Raw genomic sequence first — 14,993 nt, 5'->3', positions numbered from 1 at the left:
GGCGAAAGCGCAAGTTTGTCGAAGGAATGGGGGGAAGCCCAGGGTGGAGTCATGGCGACATTTTTGTTTTGGCGCTCTCAAGACCGAGGTGCGGCACGTTGGTCACTGAGAAAGAACAGGGGCTTGCTGGGCCGTTGCCGGCATGTGTGAGAAGACGGGAAGCGGGGTGTTGACGCCATGGATGGCACGAGGTCGGCCGTGAAGGCTGCCGGCGATGGCGTTCAGGTCGTCCTGGCTGTGCACGCTCAGATCCTTGCCCTTGGGCAGGTTCCGACCCAATGCAGACGGTCGAAAGATTGAAAAGCGGACGATGTAGGGCGGGTTCGGAGCACAGCAATAACCCATCATGGGCAAGTGACGGGTCGTGCTGGGTCGCTTCGCGAATTCACTCTACTCTCACCCGCTTCAAGCGTTGCCCGAGTAGGCGGAATGCATCCTATCTAGCCTGCTGCCGCACGATTTGGCCGCGGATGTACCTCGTTACATCGTCTTCGCACCCCCGTTGCCGAGCTAGTTCCAGCAATTTGAGTGCGGTGTCGGTACCGTCCTTCCTATTCAGCAGCCATATAGCGTGGTCGGCGTAGAACGCGGGATTGAGGCTCCCTGCATCGATCTTTTGTTGGCGTAGCTTGGCCGCCTCGTCGTCGCGGCCCACTATTTCCAAAGTTGAGGCGTAGATGGCTTGGGTGAAGTCGTCGGCGCAATTTCGTTGTTGGGCCAGTTCAAGCACCTTGAGCGCAGCAATGGAATCGTCATCGTTTTTCTTGTCGAGCAGCCACTTGGCGTGGTCGACGTAGAACGCGGGATGAAGGCTCCCTGCATCGATCTTTTCCTCGCGCAGGGTTGCTGCCTCGTCGTCCCGGTCTGCTGCTTCAAGAGCAGCGGCTCGGATGGCGACGACATGGTCGTTTCGTGCGCTTTCCGGGGCCTCTACAACTTCAGCGAGAAATTCGGCTAGGGCTTCCTTATCTTTGCTGGCAATGGCGGCATGGCCGTAGTTGGCCCAGTATTGGGGAAAGTCGCTGCGTACGCGGGTGGCTTGTCGAAACAGTTCCAGCGCCTCCCGGTCCTTGCTGCCATAAATCCTTCTTCGGCATTCGCCCAGAAAGCGCATGGCCCGGTGGTCATCCGGGCTGACCTTGAGTAGGTATTCCAGGACGAGGCAAACCTTGTCGTCCTGCCCTTGGGCAATTAACCGTTCTTCCATCCGCCACAAGGTCTGTACGGTCTCTTCTGGGCGGCGGCCAAACAGGGTGGGTGCGATTTCCGCCACCCTTTCGCCCTGGCCGCCTTGTTCCAGGTGATAAAGCGCTTCCAGGGCACGGCGGATGTTGGCATCCATCAACGCTTTCTGCCCATGCAGCTCGTCCAGCCAAAAGCCGGCGATGACTTGGTGCAATGCCTGGGTGCGATTTTCATCGGGCGCCAGCTTGCGGGCCTGCTCTGCCGCTAGGTCGTGGAGGTAGAGCCAGTCGGTGTTTTCCGTCAACAACCGACGTCGGATCAAAGCGGCACCGGCATCCTGGGCGGGAAGGATTTGCTCCAGACGAGGCAAGTGGCTGTAGTGCAGGCCGTCGCGGTAGAGGGAGCAGGCGAACAACAGAATTCTTTCTTCGTCAGCCAGGACGTTTTCATAGAGATCGCGGAACAGTTTGTCGTAGAGCGCTAGTGCATAGTCGTCCGGGTATTGCTTCAGAACATCGTAGGGTGAGGTGGACTTTTCTGCGGCGAGCCGTACCAGCAACGCCAGGCCATAGGCATGGGCGCCGCGCCCGTGACCACCGCCCAGGCGGCTAAACAGATAGGCCCGTTGGTCACTGTTAAGCGTCCAGCCCGTTGTCAGGCCAGGTGGACGGGCCAGATAGTCGGCCAAGGCTTGCTTGGGCAGTCCAGTGACCTCGTAGCTGCTCAGGCCGACCTCAGGCTGTTCCCGGGTTTCCAAGACGATAACGCATTCTGGATAGGCGCTGCACAAGCCTTCCAGCAACCGGGCCAGGGTCGCGTCCTTCCAGTGGCCGTGGCGGAGCCAGAGATGAGCTCGCTGAACATGAAGGAAGAAGGGCGTCACCAAAGGCGCCATTCGACGCAAGGCTTCAGCCACCTTCGCGGCAGTCTCGCCTGCCGGTGGGCGTGGACGTTCGTCGTGGATGCCCAGAAGGTGGGCGATCTGGCCGAAGAAATCGGTGATGCCGCTGTTCTCCAGCGCCGTGATTTGTACTAGGCGGAGATTTTGCCACTCCTGACACCGGCGCAACTCTTCCACTAGGATACTTTTACCTGCCCCAGCCATGCCGACTACGACCAGTAGTCCGCTGTTCTTCAGTCGTTTGGAGCAGTCCCGCAAGGCGGCATCTAGGCCATAGTGGCCGCGACTGAGGGGGGTAGCGTTGGTGGGGGTAGAGGGCGGTTGGGTAGGTGGGGGGGCAGGGGCAGGCAAGCTATGCAGGGGCCCGAGAGTCCAAACCCCATATTTCGTACGCCCGTGTATGCTCTCCTCAATCCACCCATGGCCCTTGGTGTCGTACCGACGCAAATGCACCTCGGCCTTGCCAGGGGCCAACTGAACCACGTTGTAACCAAATTCCTGCTGGCTTTCGCCCGTAGTCGCTCCTGCGGCGATGACGATGTGCTGGGGTTTAGTTATCTCGTGTACCCATTGGTCGTGAGCGTGGCCATGGAGTAGGAAATCGAACTCCTGTTCCAGTCGTCCGCGGAGTTGCTGAGCTTCTGAAGGTTGGAGCCAATCCTGCGGATGGTGGATCAATGCAAGACGTAGATGCGGTCGAATGCCGCCAGTCACGGCATCGATGGCTTTTCCGCTGGCATGCAGTTGGGCTTCGCCGGCCAGCCAAATCTTGTTTTTGTCCTCGTTGTCCGCACAGGTCCACGCGGAATTCAGGCCAGTGATGCTGATGGAGATGTGGTCGATATCGACCTTAGTGCCGAAGGAGGTGCTGCTATCAAGACAGATATGGGGATAGTGCTCCGCAATGAACTGTCGATACAGGGTGAGGCGCTCCATGGCTTGTTTGATTTCGGCGTCATTATCTCGAAATCTTTGGTTGATTTGATCTGGTTTTCGCTCGCCTGAGCGGAGCCAAGCAGTTTGCGATTCGCGTACCTTGCTACGGTCAATATCGTGATTGCCAGGAACCAGAAATAGGCGGTCGTTGCCCAGCTTGCAGATTTCGAGAACCTTATCGAAGAAAGCCTTGGCGACGGCATATTGCTCTGCCAAAGGTTCGGCTTTGGTTTCCCCAAAGCCTATGTCCCCGGTGCAGAGCACCAGATCGACTCGCAAACCGCTTTTCAGCAAGTCATCGAGGTCATCTATCAGTTTCTTAAGCGGCTGGCTGTCCCGCCAAGCATGTCGGTCGAGGAAGTGCAAATCCGAAATGTGAAGCCAACCCAGCGAGTAGTTCATTGTGGAGTACATATCTCTAAAGTATTTCATGAAGCCTAGTGGTGCAAACGCGCACTACAAATGACTGCTATCCGCACGACAGCCTGACCGGCCGCTATTGGCCGTTTGCAGTCGTCTGAGAAGAGCCGCCTCCCTTGGCGATATCGATAAGTAGTCAACGATCTCTTGCCGCTTAATCCTGCCATCATTCCGTCATAGGGGCCGCAGTTCCTTTGTCCCTACCGCCCAGCCACCAACCCCAGCACAGCTTTTTTCGCCTGCACCCGACCGCCGCGAGCCAGCTTGCTCCATGCCAGGATCACGTCGGCAAGATCATCGTCCTCGCAATAAAGGTAGGCAGTCGGCACGCCCAGCACTTGCGCAATCCGGTTGGAAATATCCAGAGGTGGCTCATGGACGCCAGTTTCATATCTGCTCATCCGAGCACTTGCCGTTGTCTCATCAAGACCGACGGCAACCCCCAACTGATCCTGCGGCATCCCGGTACGCAGCCTTGCCTCGCGCAGGCGTTTGCCAAATAGGCTGGAGGGTGGCTTGGTCCGTGGAGGCATCCTACGATAGTCGTAGGGTGTATTGATTTCGTCTCTACGAAATTCGTAGAATGAAACGGCGCTTCACGCGGTCGATTTCCGTGTGCCTGTTGTTCGACATCATCCAAGCCCAGGGAGCCTCCATGGATGAACCCAACCTCGCCATCTCTCCTCAACTCGACGACCTCGCCATAGACGCCGTCCTGCACATGGGCGCCGCGCTGGATGTGCTGGACTTGCACGCTCGCCACAACATCACAGCCATCAACTGCGTCTGCCGCGACCTGCTGCGCATCTACTACGTGAAGGCCGACCAGGCGCAGTCGCTGGAGCCGCAGGACGCGGAATTGCTGGGCCTGTTGCACGACACGGCGGTGAACCTGGGCTATGCCATCGAGGTGGTGGACCATCTGAATGGCGACGAGGCCGACGACCCCATCCTCTATGCCGTGAGCTATCTGCTCAAGGCGGCCAAGCGGTTTGCGGATGAGGGCGTGGCGGCGGGATTGGCGTGCGGGGCTTGCATTTGAAATAAGTGATTGCTAAAGTGTCGCCATGCCCGAGAACGACATCTTCAAGGCCCTGGCCGACCCTACGCGCCGCTCCATCTTCGAGAAGCTGGCCGCTGGCAGCATGCATGCCAGCGCGCTGCGCGAGGGGATGGAGATCAGCCAGTCGGCCATGTCCCAGCATCTGGCCGTGCTGCGCAATGCGGGGCTGGTGAGCGAGCAGCGGCAGGGGCGCTTCATGCATTACGAGGTCGATCCCGACGGGCTGGCGCAGATTGCGGATTGGCTGGCGAAGTACCGCGCCTACTGGCCGCAGCGCGTGGATGCACTCAAGGGCCTGCTCAAGGACATGGACCAATGAACAAGATGAGCGATATGGACACCGGCGATGCGGCCCGCGAGCTGGTGCAGGAGTACGCGCTGGACGCCCCGCCCGAGAAGGTCTGGCGCGCGCTGAGCATTCCCGAGCTGCGCGCGCAGTGGCTGCCGGGCACCGAGCATGCCGAGCCTTTGCAGCAGGTGCCGCAGCAGGCACTGCGCCTGCGGCTGCGAGAGGCGGAGCCGCCCTTTCTGGAAAGCACGGTGGACCTGCAGATCAGCCCCGGCGCCGATGGCGGCACGCTGCTGCGCATCGTCCATGTGCTGACCGATGCGCGGTTGCAGCCCGCCAGGGAAGCGGCCAACGACGGCGGCTTCCTGATGTACGCGACCTGATGCACCTGACCTGATGCACGTGACCTGATGCACGCGACCTGAGGGCCCCGGCAACGGGGCGTGCGGCGCAGGGCTGCAGCCCTTTCTTTTTTCACCACCACACACAGGAGTTCGCCCATGCGCGAATCGATGATGCTCGTCCCCATGGTTGTCGAACAGTCGGCGCGCGGAGAGCGGTCCTTCGACATCTACTCGCGCCTGCTGCGCGACCGCGTGATCTTTCTCAACGGCGAGGTCAACGATGCGGTCTCTGCCCTGGTCTGCGCGCAGCTGCTGTTCCTGGAGGCGGAGAACCCGGACAAGCCCATTCACCTCTACATCAACTCGCCGGGCGGGGTGATCACCAGCGGGCTGGCCATGTACGACACCATGCAGTTCATCAAGTCACCCGTGCACACGCTGTGCATGGGCACGGCGCGCTCCATGGGCTCCTTCCTGCTCATGGCCGGCGAGCCCGGCCACCGCATGGCCCTGCCCAATGCCAGTCTGCACGTGCACCAGCCGCTGGGCGGCGTGCAGGGCCAGGCCTCTGACATCCGCATCCATGCCGAGGAAATGCTGCGCACCAAGGACCGCGTGACACGCCTGTACGCCCAGCACTGCGGCCGCAGCTACGAAGAGGTGGAACGCGACCTGGACCGCGACCGCTTCATGACCGCAGAAGAAGCCCGCGAATGGGGCCTGATAGACAAGGTTCTGGACCGGCGCACAGTAACCCCCTGAGCCACAGCGCCAGCGAGCGGCTGCCTTTCTCCCCAATCCCGTATGTCCGCGCCTGCGGCGTGGCGGTTGCGGGGTTGCAGTCCTGCCGAAGGACAGGACTGCTTCGTCAACTGACTTGCCGCAGTTGTTTGAGCGGCGCGCGAAGCGCAAAGCGAGTTCTGCGGCAAACCCCGCAACCGCCACGACGCAGGTTGCCCGCAGCGAAGCGGAGGGTCGCGGACATTCGGGTCGCCTTCTTTGATCTGACCTTTCTTGGCGAATCAAGAAAGGGCAGTCGGCCGCCGGGCCGAGACCCGGCCTCGAAAAACAACCCCCCGGCAGGGGCAAGAAGCAGCCCCCTGGCCCACGCCAGAAGACTAGCTGCGCCCCCTCATCACCCCCGCCAACAACGGCATCCCCGTCCTCCGAGTGAACTCCTCATAACTGATCGGCGCACTCATCCGCGTATCCGGGCTATTGGCCTGCCAGTGCGCCCAGGCACGCCCCGTGCTGGCGTCGTAGACCAGCTTGAAGATATGGCTGGGCACATGGACCTTGCCCGGCCCGATGGTGAGCGGCTGGCCGTCGAACACCGGCCCGGTGAACACATAGACATCGCCCTGGGCGCGCTGGGCGTAGCGGCGCGTGTCCTGCTCGACCTTGCTCCAGACGCCGCCGTTGTGGGTCTGGTCCTGCGGAACCATGTTGGCCAGGCTGAAGCTCTGGGCCATGGCCTCGGGCGAGTACATGTCGCCGGCCGGCGCCATGTGGCCGCGCGAGTAGCCGGAGCGGCGGTAGTCGTCCAGCTCGGCGCGCTCGGCGCGGGGCAGGCGGGCATCGGCATAGAACTTGTCGCTGCGCTTGAGGCCCTGGCCCTGGTCCAGCAGTTTGCGGTTCAGGCGCTCCACCACGAAGACGGGCGTCTTGGTCTGGCCGCTGTGCAGCACGGCAAAGGCGCTGAAGCACAGCTCGCGCTGCTGGGGCTGGATCTGCAGGGCAGGGGGCTCGCCACCGGGGAAGAAATCGCGGCAGTGCGAAAAGCCCGTGGCCATGCTGCCGGCAGGCGGGCTGCCGCCACCGGATGCCGTGCCCGAACCTGTCTCCGGCTGCTTGCGCAGGTGCTCCAGCCCGGGGATGGGCAGGGTGGACAGGAAGGGCGGCTCGGGAAGCTTGGGGTGCCAGTTCGGGTCCAGGCTGCAGCTGGCGATCTGGAAGGTGCCCGCTGCCGCCACAAGGGCGGCGAGCATGGAGCGCCACAGTCCGCTGCGGCTGGAGGCTTTCTTCTTGGAGGCGGGGGAGGAACTGCGCTTGCGCGCGGAAGGCTTCTTGTTCTTGACAGTCATTCGGGGGCGGCAGGCGCTGGCCGCTGGGAGGCAAGTCCGCGATGGCGCGGGTTCTGATTCGGGTCCTAGGAATTCTCCTATGTTTCCAGGCCCCCAAATGTTTCCAGATGCCCTGAAAGCGGGCCGCGCATGGCCTGATGTCAGGTCTTGGGCTGGAGGTGGGCAGCCCTTGGTTCGGCAGGCGCGCCGAACCAGCACAGCGCCAGGGCCAGCACCGCGATGCCGCCCAGCGAAAGAAAGGCCGCATCAAAGCCGAAGCGCTGTGCAATCCAGCCCGCCAGTGCCGGGCTGGCGGCCGCGCCCAGGCCCTGCAGCGTCATCACGGCGCCCAGGCCTGCGTTGACGTGGCCGGTGCCGCGCAGCGTCTGCGCGACCAGGCCTGGCAGGGCAACGCCCAGCAGCCCCGCGCCCACGCCGTCGAGCACCTGCACGGGAATCAGCGCCCAGTCCGAATCCCAGGTGGCGGCGACCAGGCCGCGCAGCGGCAGCGACAGCAGGGCCGCCTTGACCAGCAGCCAGTAGCCGCTGCTCTGGGCGTGGCGCCCGGCGAGCAAGGCCATGGGGATCATGACCAGTTGCGCCACGATGATGGTCAGCGCCGTGAAGCCGCTGGGGTTGGCATGGCCGCGCGCCACGGCAGCCTGGCCCAGCAGCGGCAGCATGGCGGCATTGCCCAAGTGAAACAGCAGCATGGCCACGGCCAGCACCCGCAGCGCCGGCGTGCCCGTGAGCACTTGCAGCAGGCCGGGTGCGCAAGGCCCGGTCTGCTCTGGAGGCGGCGTGTCTTGCGGGGTTTCATCCAGCCGCATCAGCGCCAGGCAGGCCAGCGAGGCGCAGCCCATCAGGGCCATGAGCACGAAGACGGAGGGCAGTCCCCAGCGCAGGCCCATGGCCCCCGCCAGTGCGGCCGTGGCCACGTTGCCTGCGTGGTTCCAGGCTTCGTTGATGCCCAGCTGCCGGGGCAGGTCCGCATGGCCGGTGATCTGCAGCGTGATGCCCAGCAGGCAGGGCGCGATGAGCGCCGCGACCACGCCGGTGATGACCTGCGATGCCGCCGTGACGGCCAGCGATGGTGCGATCCAGATGGCCAGGTTGCCCGCCAGCAGCAGGGCGATGGCCGCGGCCAGCAGCCTGCGCTTGCGGCGCGAGGCATCGACCAGCGCGCCCAGCGGCGTGGTGGCCAGCATGCCCGCGATGCCGCCCAGGGCCATGACGTAGCCGATGTCGTCCAGCCGCCAGCCCTGGGCGAGCAGGAACACGCCCAGGAACGGTCCCAGGCCGTCGCGCACATCGGCCAGGAAGAAGTTGAGCCCCGGCAGCCAGCGCCGCGCATGGTGGTGTGTGCGGTGCATGGCGGCTTCCTTCAGCGCAGGGGGCCCTTGAACACGAAGAAGGCGCCCAGGCAGATGAAGCCGAAGCCCACCAGGTGGTTGAGGGTGAGCTTCTCGCCCAGGTAGAGCACGGAGAAAACGGCGAACACCACCAGCGTGATCACCTCCTGGATGGTCTTGAGCTCGGCCGCGCTGTAGACCTCATGGCCGAGCCGGTTGGCGGGCACGGCAAAGCAGTACTCGGCCAGCGCGATCAGCCAGCTCACCAGGATGACGAGGTACAGCGGCCGGTTCTCGAACTTCAGGTGCCCGTACCAGGCGAAGGTCATGAAGACGTTGGAGATCAGCAGCAGCAGGACGGGGGCGATCTTGGGGGACATGGCGGGGTTCGATGAAAACAGGAAAGCCGGAAAGCAGGAAAGCAGAACAGCAGGAAAGGGCAGGAGCCCGCCCGGCCCCGGGGACCGGGCGGTGGCGTCAGCGCGCGCGGTCGTAAAGCGGCTGCAGGTCCGACAGGCTGGCACCCATGCTGGTGGCCTCCAGCGAGGTGCCGTGCGCGTTGCGCGTGCCCAGGCCCGAGGCGGCAAACAGCTGCCCCGGCTGCAGCGGCTGCTGCAGCGCATGGGGGGCGAAGCGCACGATGGCGCCGTCGGACAGGATGACGCCGTTGGCATCACCGCGCGGGCCGGTGAGAACCACGTCAATGCGGCCCTGGGCCTGCTGCGTCTGCAGGCCGGCCATGCGCAGGTGCGGCGGCATGGGGCGCGCGCCGTCGCGGGCGGGCGGCTGGTCGTACACGGTCTGGCCGCTGGCCGAGTTCACGATGGCATCCGCCTTGACCGCACCACCGGCTTCGCTGCGGCCGATGATGCGCACCGTGTCGCCCACCTTCACGGCTGCCGTGAGCGCGTCGGACATATGCGGCGGGAACCGGACCACCGTGCCGTCGGTCAGGCGCAGGCCGTCCACCTCTCCATACGGATTGGTCAGCAGCCGGGCGACGGCGCTTTCGAGCACGGCCTGTGCGTGCGGCGCACCAGGCCCTGCAGGGGCTGAAGGGGCGAAGCCGCCGGGCGGGACGGCATGCGCATTCAATGCGCTGGAACCCAGCCAGAGAACGGCGGAGGTAAGAACAAATCGGGACATGAGGGCTCCTAGGTTGGCGATGGACACGCATCCGTCAATGCAAGTGCCATGCCATCAGGAATCCTCATGAAATCAATGGCTTGCAGCGGATGCTGCGGGCCCGGTGTCCGATGTGGAGACAGCAGGTGTCACCGTATCGGACACATGCGGCGCCGTCCGTGCGTCCGCGCGTCCGTGCGTCCGCGCGCCCATTGCGGCCTCAGCCCAGCCCGAACTCCGCCAGCTTGCGGTACAGCTGCTGGCGCGACAGTCCCAGGCGGCGCGCGGCCTCGGCACGGTTGCCCGTGGCGGCGGCCAGGGCACGCGTGACCATTTCGCGCTCCAGCTGGGCGACGGCGGCGGCCAGCGGGCCGTTCCAGTCGATGGCGGGCCCGTGCGCCGCGGCAGGCTGCAGGCCGATGTGCTCGGCCCCGATGACCGGCCCGGGGCACAGCAGGGCCGCGCGCTCCATGGCGTTGCGCAGCTCGCGCACATTGCCGGGCCAGTCGTGGGCCAGCAGCAGGCGCGCGGCGTCGGCACCCAGGCGCTTGGGCGAGGCGCCGCCGCCTTGGCGCAGGAAATGCTCGGCCAGCAGCAGCACGTCGCCCAGGCGCTCGCGCAGCGGCGGCAGGTGCACGGGCACGACCTGGAGCCGGTACCAGAGATCCTCGCGAAAGCGCCCCTGCCTGACGGCGTCCGGCAGGTCGCGGTGCGTGGCCGCGATGATGCGCACGTTCACGGGCAGCGCCCGGCTGGCGCCCACGGGCGTGATCTCGCGCTCCTGCAGCGCCCGGAGGATCTTGGCCTGCGTGGGCAGCGGCATGTCGCCCACTTCATCGAGGAACAGCGTGCCGCCCTGCGCCTCGCGAAAGCGCCCGGCGCGGTCGCTGACAGCGCCCGTGAAGGCGCCCTTCACATGGCCGAAGAGTTCGCTTTCCATCAGGTCTGCCGGAATGGCCGCGCAGTTGACGGCCACGAAGGGGCGCTCCGCCCGGGCGCTGTTGCGGTGCAGGGCTCGGGCCACCAGTTCCTTGCCCGTGCCGGTCTCGCCCAGCACCAGCACGGTGGCGTCGCTGTCCGCCGCCAGGCCGATGCGCTTGAAGACCTGCCGCATGGCCTCGCTGCCGCTGACCAGCTCGGCTTCATCGCCTTCCTGCTCCGGGTTCTGCGCCGGATTCTGTGCGGCGTTCTCGGGGCTGCCGGCCTGGCCCGCACTGAGCAAGGCGCGCTCCAGCACCTCGACCAGCGAGGTTCTGGCAATGGGCTTGGTCAGGTGGTCGAAGGCGCCCAGGCGCATGGCCTCGATGGTGTTGCCGCCGCTGGCGTAGGCCGTGAGCATGATGCAGGGCGCCCGCGAGAGGCCGCGGGCCTTGCGCAGGAAGGCCAGCCCGTCCTCGCCGGGCATGCGCAGGTCGACGATGGCCACATCCACCGAACCGGCCTGCAGCACCTGCAGCCCCGCCGCCACCGTGGGCGCCGCGCTGACCGCGTGGCCCAGGTCGCCCAGCATCTCGGCCAGGCTTTCGCGGAAGGCCGTGTCATCGTCAACGATCAGGATGCGGGCCATGGAAATTCCATTTCTATGCGTGTGCCTTGTGTTGTCTTGCCCAGCGCGATGCGGCCGCCATGGGCCAGCACGATTTCGCGCACCAGCGCCAATCCCAGCCCGGTGCCGCCGGGGCGCGCGGTGGTGAAGGGCTCGAACAGCGTGTCGCGCAGCTCGGGCGCAATGCCCGTGCCGTCATCGGCCACCCAGAGTTGCAGCGGGCTGTTGCGGTGGGAAACGGTGGTGCCGCTGCGGTCTGCGCCCAGTTCCACCCGGCCGCCGGCCGCCGTGTGCGCCAGGGCGTTGAGCAGCAGATTGTCCAGCGCCCTGGCCATCTGCACGGGGTCCAGCAGCGGGCGGCGCCCATCCTGCAGGTCCCGGGCAAGGCCGGCAGAAACCGCCGTTGCCAGTTGCACGCCCCTGGCCTGGGCCAGCTCGGCATGTGCCTGCAGCCTTTCGTCCAGCAGCTGCTGCAGGTCCACCGGCTCCGGTTGCACACGGAAGGGCTGGGTCAAGGCCAGCAGGCTCGATACCAGGTCTTCCAGGCGCGCGGTTTGGGCCAGCACGGCCTCCAGGGCGCCCTGGCTGCGCGCTTCGCGCAGTGGCGCGGGCGCTGCCAGCGCGTTCTCGGCCTTCATGCGCATGGTGCCCAGCGGGTTGCGGATCTCGTGCGCCAGGCCTGCGGACAGCCGGCCCAGGGTGGCCAGCCGCTCGGCGCTGAGCAGTTGCTGCTCCATCTGTGCCGACTGCCGCTGCCAGCGCCGGAGCATTCTGCCCAGCCACAGGCCCGAGGCCAGGACCATGCCCAGCAGCAGGCTGACGGCAAGGATGAGGGGGTTGACCACGTCGGCGCTGATCAGGGGAACGCGCATCAGTGTCCAGGCCACCAGCCCGGGTGCGTCCGCCTGGGCCGGGCAGGCGGCAAAGACCACCGCCTCGCGCAGGCCGGGGCGCAGGTCGGTCACCAGGCCTGCGCTGTCCCGCGCGCGCTGGGCGGTGGAGGCGATGCGCTCCATCTCCGCACTGGGCGCATCGCGCTTGATGCCGGAGCCGTCATAGGTGGGAAAGGCATAGGCCACCACGCCGGGGCCCTCGCGCCAGAAGCCGCCTTCCATGCCGGGGCGGTCGCGCAGCGCCAGGTCCAGCACGGCCTGCGCGGCGGACCGGGCCTGTGCGCTGGGCGTGTCCGCCATCAGCCCCGCCAGCCCCATGCGCGCGGCCCCGGCCTGCAGTGCGCTGCAGCTGACGCCTGCGGCGTCCCGGGCGCGGGCAACCTGCTGGTCGGTGCCCTGCCGGCTCAGCAGCAGCAGCAGCCACGCCAGCACCAGGGCGACGGCCGAGATGGTGAGCCAGAGGATCACCAGATCCCGTTGGATGGACTTTTGCGGGGACAGGGCCGGCTCCTGAAAGTGATGCGCTGGAACATACACCGAAAGGGGGGCCGCGCCTGGCAGCCAGGGCCGCGCCGCCCTGCGCGGCCGCTGCGAAAGTAACGCCGTGGCGCGCCGGCGTTACGTGACATCGCCCGTAACGCTGCGGGGTGACATGGTGGCGGCTATGCGTGGGTGTCCAAATAAATCAATAGGTTACAGATGGCTTTGCGTTGGATGAAGACGTCCGAGCCCATGGCACGCTTGTTGCAACAGGATGCAAAAAGCTTGTCGCAGTGTCTGGAAAACCGGGTGCTGCGCCACCCGCCCCATCGATCGCAGTCTTTCGGAGGAGAAACCATGGCCGCTGTCTCGTTGTCGTTTGCAGGCGTGCCCCTGCCGCGACTGCGCGCCCACCCGGACAGGGCGCGCAGCAAGCCGTTGAACGTGCCCGCCTCGTTTGCGTCTGCGGCGGTGCCGCGCGCTTCTGGCTTTGCCTCTGCGCGCGAGGCCGGCGATGGAGGCGCGCATGCACAGATGGCACCGGTGGCAATGCTGACGCGCGTGAGCGAGGGCGTGCGCATCGTGCGGCGCAACGACGTGATCGCGGCCCAGGCCGGCGCCGTGCTGCAGCAGGGCGACCGCGTCATCGTGCCTCAGCAGGGCGGCGCGCAGGCCGTGTTCCAGGAACAGGACGGGCAGGCGCTGCTGGGCAGCTTCGCAGGTGGCACGGACGCCACGCTGGCGTATTTCAGCCGCAAGGCGGATGCCTGCTCGGTGGTCTTTGACCTGGTGGCCGGCCATGTGGACCTGGCGCTGTCGGCCGTGGATGCCGGCGTGCTCGGCGGCGGGCCGTCCGGCCGGGGGCGCAGGGCGATCGGATTTCACTGCTATTCACAACCCATTGCAGGCCGTTGAATGAAGGAGCACACCATGCACGACGACATCATCGAAGCTCCGCCCGGCGACACCCCCGTGGACCTGGCCATCTGGCTGTCGCCCCTGCAGACCTGGCGCAGCGTCTACGGCAACGGCTTCTGCGACGAGGCCATGCGGGTCTGCGTGGAGCGGCTCACGGGCCTGGGCATCGATGCCGAATCGTTGGAGCGTGCGGGCGACACGGTGCTGGTTCGGGGGTTCGACCCCCGCACGATGGCTGACACGGTGCTGCCCGGCAATCAGGCCCGGCATGGCTGGATGCATGCGCTGGAGTCCGCCCTGGTGCGCGACCCGGTGGTGGACGGCGCGCGCCAGGCCTATCTGCGCGCCGAAGTGCAGGCGCTGGGCTGCGTCTCCCTGACGGGCCTGCATGAGATACGCGGCAAGGGCCACGCCACGGCGGGCGTCCAGGACATGGCGGTGCGCAGGATGCACCCCAGGCTGATCAAGGCCTACCAGGCCGACATGCAGTTGGCGGGCCGCTTGCTGGACGATCTGCGGCTGGGCCACCTGGCGCTGGCATTCCAGCCCGTGACGCTGCTGGAGCCCGCAGGCATGGCAGGCGGGGGCAGTGGGGCCGGCGCGGGCCGCACGCTCTACCACGAGTGCCTGCTGCGCCGCAGCGTGTTCTCTGCCTACGACAACTATGCCGTGCCCCATGCCATCGAGGCGCTGGAGCGCCTGGGCCTGGCCGCGCGGCTGGACCGCAGCGTGCTGTGGTCGGTGATAGGTGCGCTGGAGATGAAGACCGGCCACAGCCTGGGCTGCAATCTGTCGGCCGCCTCGTTCTGCGACGACGCCTGGTGGGATGGCGTGTTCGACTACCTGGAGGACCGGCCCGAGATCGCCCAGCGCCTGGTGCTGGAGATCACCGAGACCGGCGCCTTCCCCTGCGAGAAGGCCGCGCTGGGCCTGGTGCGGCACCTGCAGATCCTGGGCGTGCGCGTGGCGCTGGACGACATCGTGCCCCGGCGCGGCGGCCTGGACATTCTGGGCAAGCTGCGCGCCAACATCGTCAAGATCGACAAGTCCGTGCTGGACCAGAGCCTGCAGGCCCGGCCTTCGGCCCGGATGATGCAGGGCCTGGTCAGCCTGTGCGCCGACCGGGGCGCCTGCGTGATCGTGGAAGGCATCGAGTCCGCCCAGGGCCTGGAGGCCGTGGCGCTGGCGGGGGCCCATGGCGCGCAGGGCTTCTTCATCGCCCGGCCCTCGCTGCATGGCCTGCTGGACCAGGTGGTGCGCGTGGAAGACGTGCTGGAGGTGCTGGAGGCGACCGAGGTGCAGGACGGCGACGAGCTGGACATGGCCCTGAGCTGGAGCGGCATGGAGCGCATGTCTGCTCTTGTGGCGGCCTCCACCGTGTCTGGTGGAGCCGAGGTGTCGGCCGCCGAGGCCGGCATGGGCACGGGATTCTTCCTGCAGGCGCGGGCCTGAGGCCTGGACCGAGCCCGGCCCTGGGC

14 protein-coding genes are annotated in these 14,993 nt (G+C 66.2%); 6 read left to right on the top strand and 8 right to left on the bottom strand.

Annotated elements, in window-relative coordinates:
- Nucleotides 1-436: 436 nt before the first annotated feature.
- Entirely contained in the window at nucleotides 437-3,424 is a 2,988-nt protein-coding gene (locus DELCS14_RS22935; protein ID WP_157158314.1) for a metallophosphoesterase, read from the bottom strand.
- Nucleotides 3,425-3,642: 218 nt separating this feature from the next.
- Entirely contained in the window at nucleotides 3,643-3,975 is a 333-nt protein-coding gene (locus DELCS14_RS22930; protein ID WP_013803775.1) for a helix-turn-helix transcriptional regulator, read from the bottom strand.
- A gap of 188 nt (nucleotides 3,976-4,163) precedes the next feature.
- Here DELCS14_RS22930 and DELCS14_RS22925 point away from each other — a divergent pair, with 188 nt between their 5' ends.
- From DELCS14_RS22925 to DELCS14_RS22910, 4 genes are all read left to right on the top strand, one after another.
- Nucleotides 4,164-4,484 (top strand): hypothetical protein, encoded by a 321-nt coding sequence (locus DELCS14_RS22925; protein WP_228676908.1) that lies wholly within the window; start codon nucleotides 4,164-4,166, stop codon nucleotides 4,482-4,484.
- 25 nt (nucleotides 4,485-4,509) lie between these two features.
- Nucleotides 4,510-4,824, top strand: a complete 315-nt coding sequence (locus tag DELCS14_RS22920) for a metalloregulator ArsR/SmtB family transcription factor (RefSeq protein WP_013803773.1) — start codon at nucleotides 4,510-4,512, stop codon at nucleotides 4,822-4,824.
- Nucleotides 4,821-5,177, top strand: coding sequence for an SRPBCC domain-containing protein (locus tag DELCS14_RS22915; RefSeq protein WP_013803772.1), 357 nt, complete (start codon nucleotides 4,821-4,823; stop codon nucleotides 5,175-5,177). Before DELCS14_RS22920 ends, DELCS14_RS22915 begins: the two co-directional genes overlap by 4 nt.
- A gap of 117 nt (nucleotides 5,178-5,294) precedes the next feature.
- Entirely contained in the window at nucleotides 5,295-5,900 is a 606-nt protein-coding gene (locus DELCS14_RS22910) for an ATP-dependent Clp protease proteolytic subunit (RefSeq protein ID WP_013803771.1), read from the top strand.
- A gap of 356 nt (nucleotides 5,901-6,256) precedes the next feature.
- On the opposite strand, the gene DELCS14_RS22905 is transcribed toward DELCS14_RS22910, so the two are convergent.
- The 6 genes from DELCS14_RS22905 to DELCS14_RS22880 form a co-directional block, all read right to left on the bottom strand.
- A complete protein-coding gene (locus DELCS14_RS22905; RefSeq protein ID WP_013803770.1) occupies nucleotides 6,257-7,222 on the bottom strand; it encodes a DNA/RNA non-specific endonuclease in 966 nt (321 codons plus the stop codon).
- A gap of 140 nt (nucleotides 7,223-7,362) precedes the next feature.
- On the bottom strand, nucleotides 7,363-8,574 hold the full coding sequence (locus DELCS14_RS22900) for an MFS transporter (RefSeq protein ID WP_013803769.1): 1,212 nt from the start codon (nucleotides 8,572-8,574) through the stop codon (nucleotides 7,363-7,365).
- Nucleotides 8,575-8,585: 11 nt separating this feature from the next.
- Nucleotides 8,586-8,933: a DMT family protein gene (locus DELCS14_RS22895; protein WP_012203978.1), complete on the bottom strand. Its 348-nt coding sequence runs from the start codon at nucleotides 8,931-8,933 to the stop codon at nucleotides 8,586-8,588.
- A 97-nt stretch (nucleotides 8,934-9,030) separates the two neighbouring features.
- On the bottom strand, nucleotides 9,031-9,699 hold the full coding sequence (locus DELCS14_RS22890) for a hypothetical protein (RefSeq protein ID WP_013803768.1): 669 nt from the start codon (nucleotides 9,697-9,699) through the stop codon (nucleotides 9,031-9,033).
- Between the two features lie 199 nt (nucleotides 9,700-9,898).
- Nucleotides 9,899-11,245 carry a sigma-54 dependent transcriptional regulator gene (locus DELCS14_RS22885; protein ID WP_013803767.1) on the bottom strand — a complete coding sequence of 449 codons (1,347 nt, stop codon included), beginning with the start codon at nucleotides 11,243-11,245 and terminating at the stop codon, nucleotides 9,899-9,901.
- Complete coding sequence (locus DELCS14_RS22880) at nucleotides 11,230-12,654, bottom strand: ATP-binding protein (protein WP_013803766.1); 1,425 nt, start codon at nucleotides 12,652-12,654, stop codon at nucleotides 11,230-11,232. Before DELCS14_RS22880 ends, DELCS14_RS22885 begins: the two co-directional genes overlap by 16 nt.
- A 300-nt stretch (nucleotides 12,655-12,954) precedes the next feature.
- Between DELCS14_RS22880 and DELCS14_RS22875 the strand changes: the two genes are divergently transcribed.
- Together DELCS14_RS22875 and DELCS14_RS22870 are read left to right on the top strand one after the other, a co-directional pair.
- On the top strand, nucleotides 12,955-13,512 hold the full coding sequence (locus DELCS14_RS22875; RefSeq protein WP_043781120.1) for a hypothetical protein: 558 nt from the start codon (nucleotides 12,955-12,957) through the stop codon (nucleotides 13,510-13,512).
- Nucleotides 13,513-13,527: 15 nt separating this feature from the next.
- On the top strand, nucleotides 13,528-14,967 hold the full coding sequence (locus DELCS14_RS22870; RefSeq protein WP_013803764.1) for an EAL domain-containing protein: 1,440 nt from the start codon (nucleotides 13,528-13,530) through the stop codon (nucleotides 14,965-14,967).
- Nucleotides 14,968-14,993: the final 26 nt, after the last annotated feature.

The sequence above is a fragment of the Delftia sp. Cs1-4 genome, from assembly GCF_000214395.1.
Lineage (GTDB): Bacteria > Pseudomonadota > Gammaproteobacteria > Burkholderiales > Burkholderiaceae_C > Comamonas > Comamonas acidovorans.
Note: the sequence above shows the minus strand (reverse complement) of the source record. Positions and strands in the feature narration are given on the sequence as shown.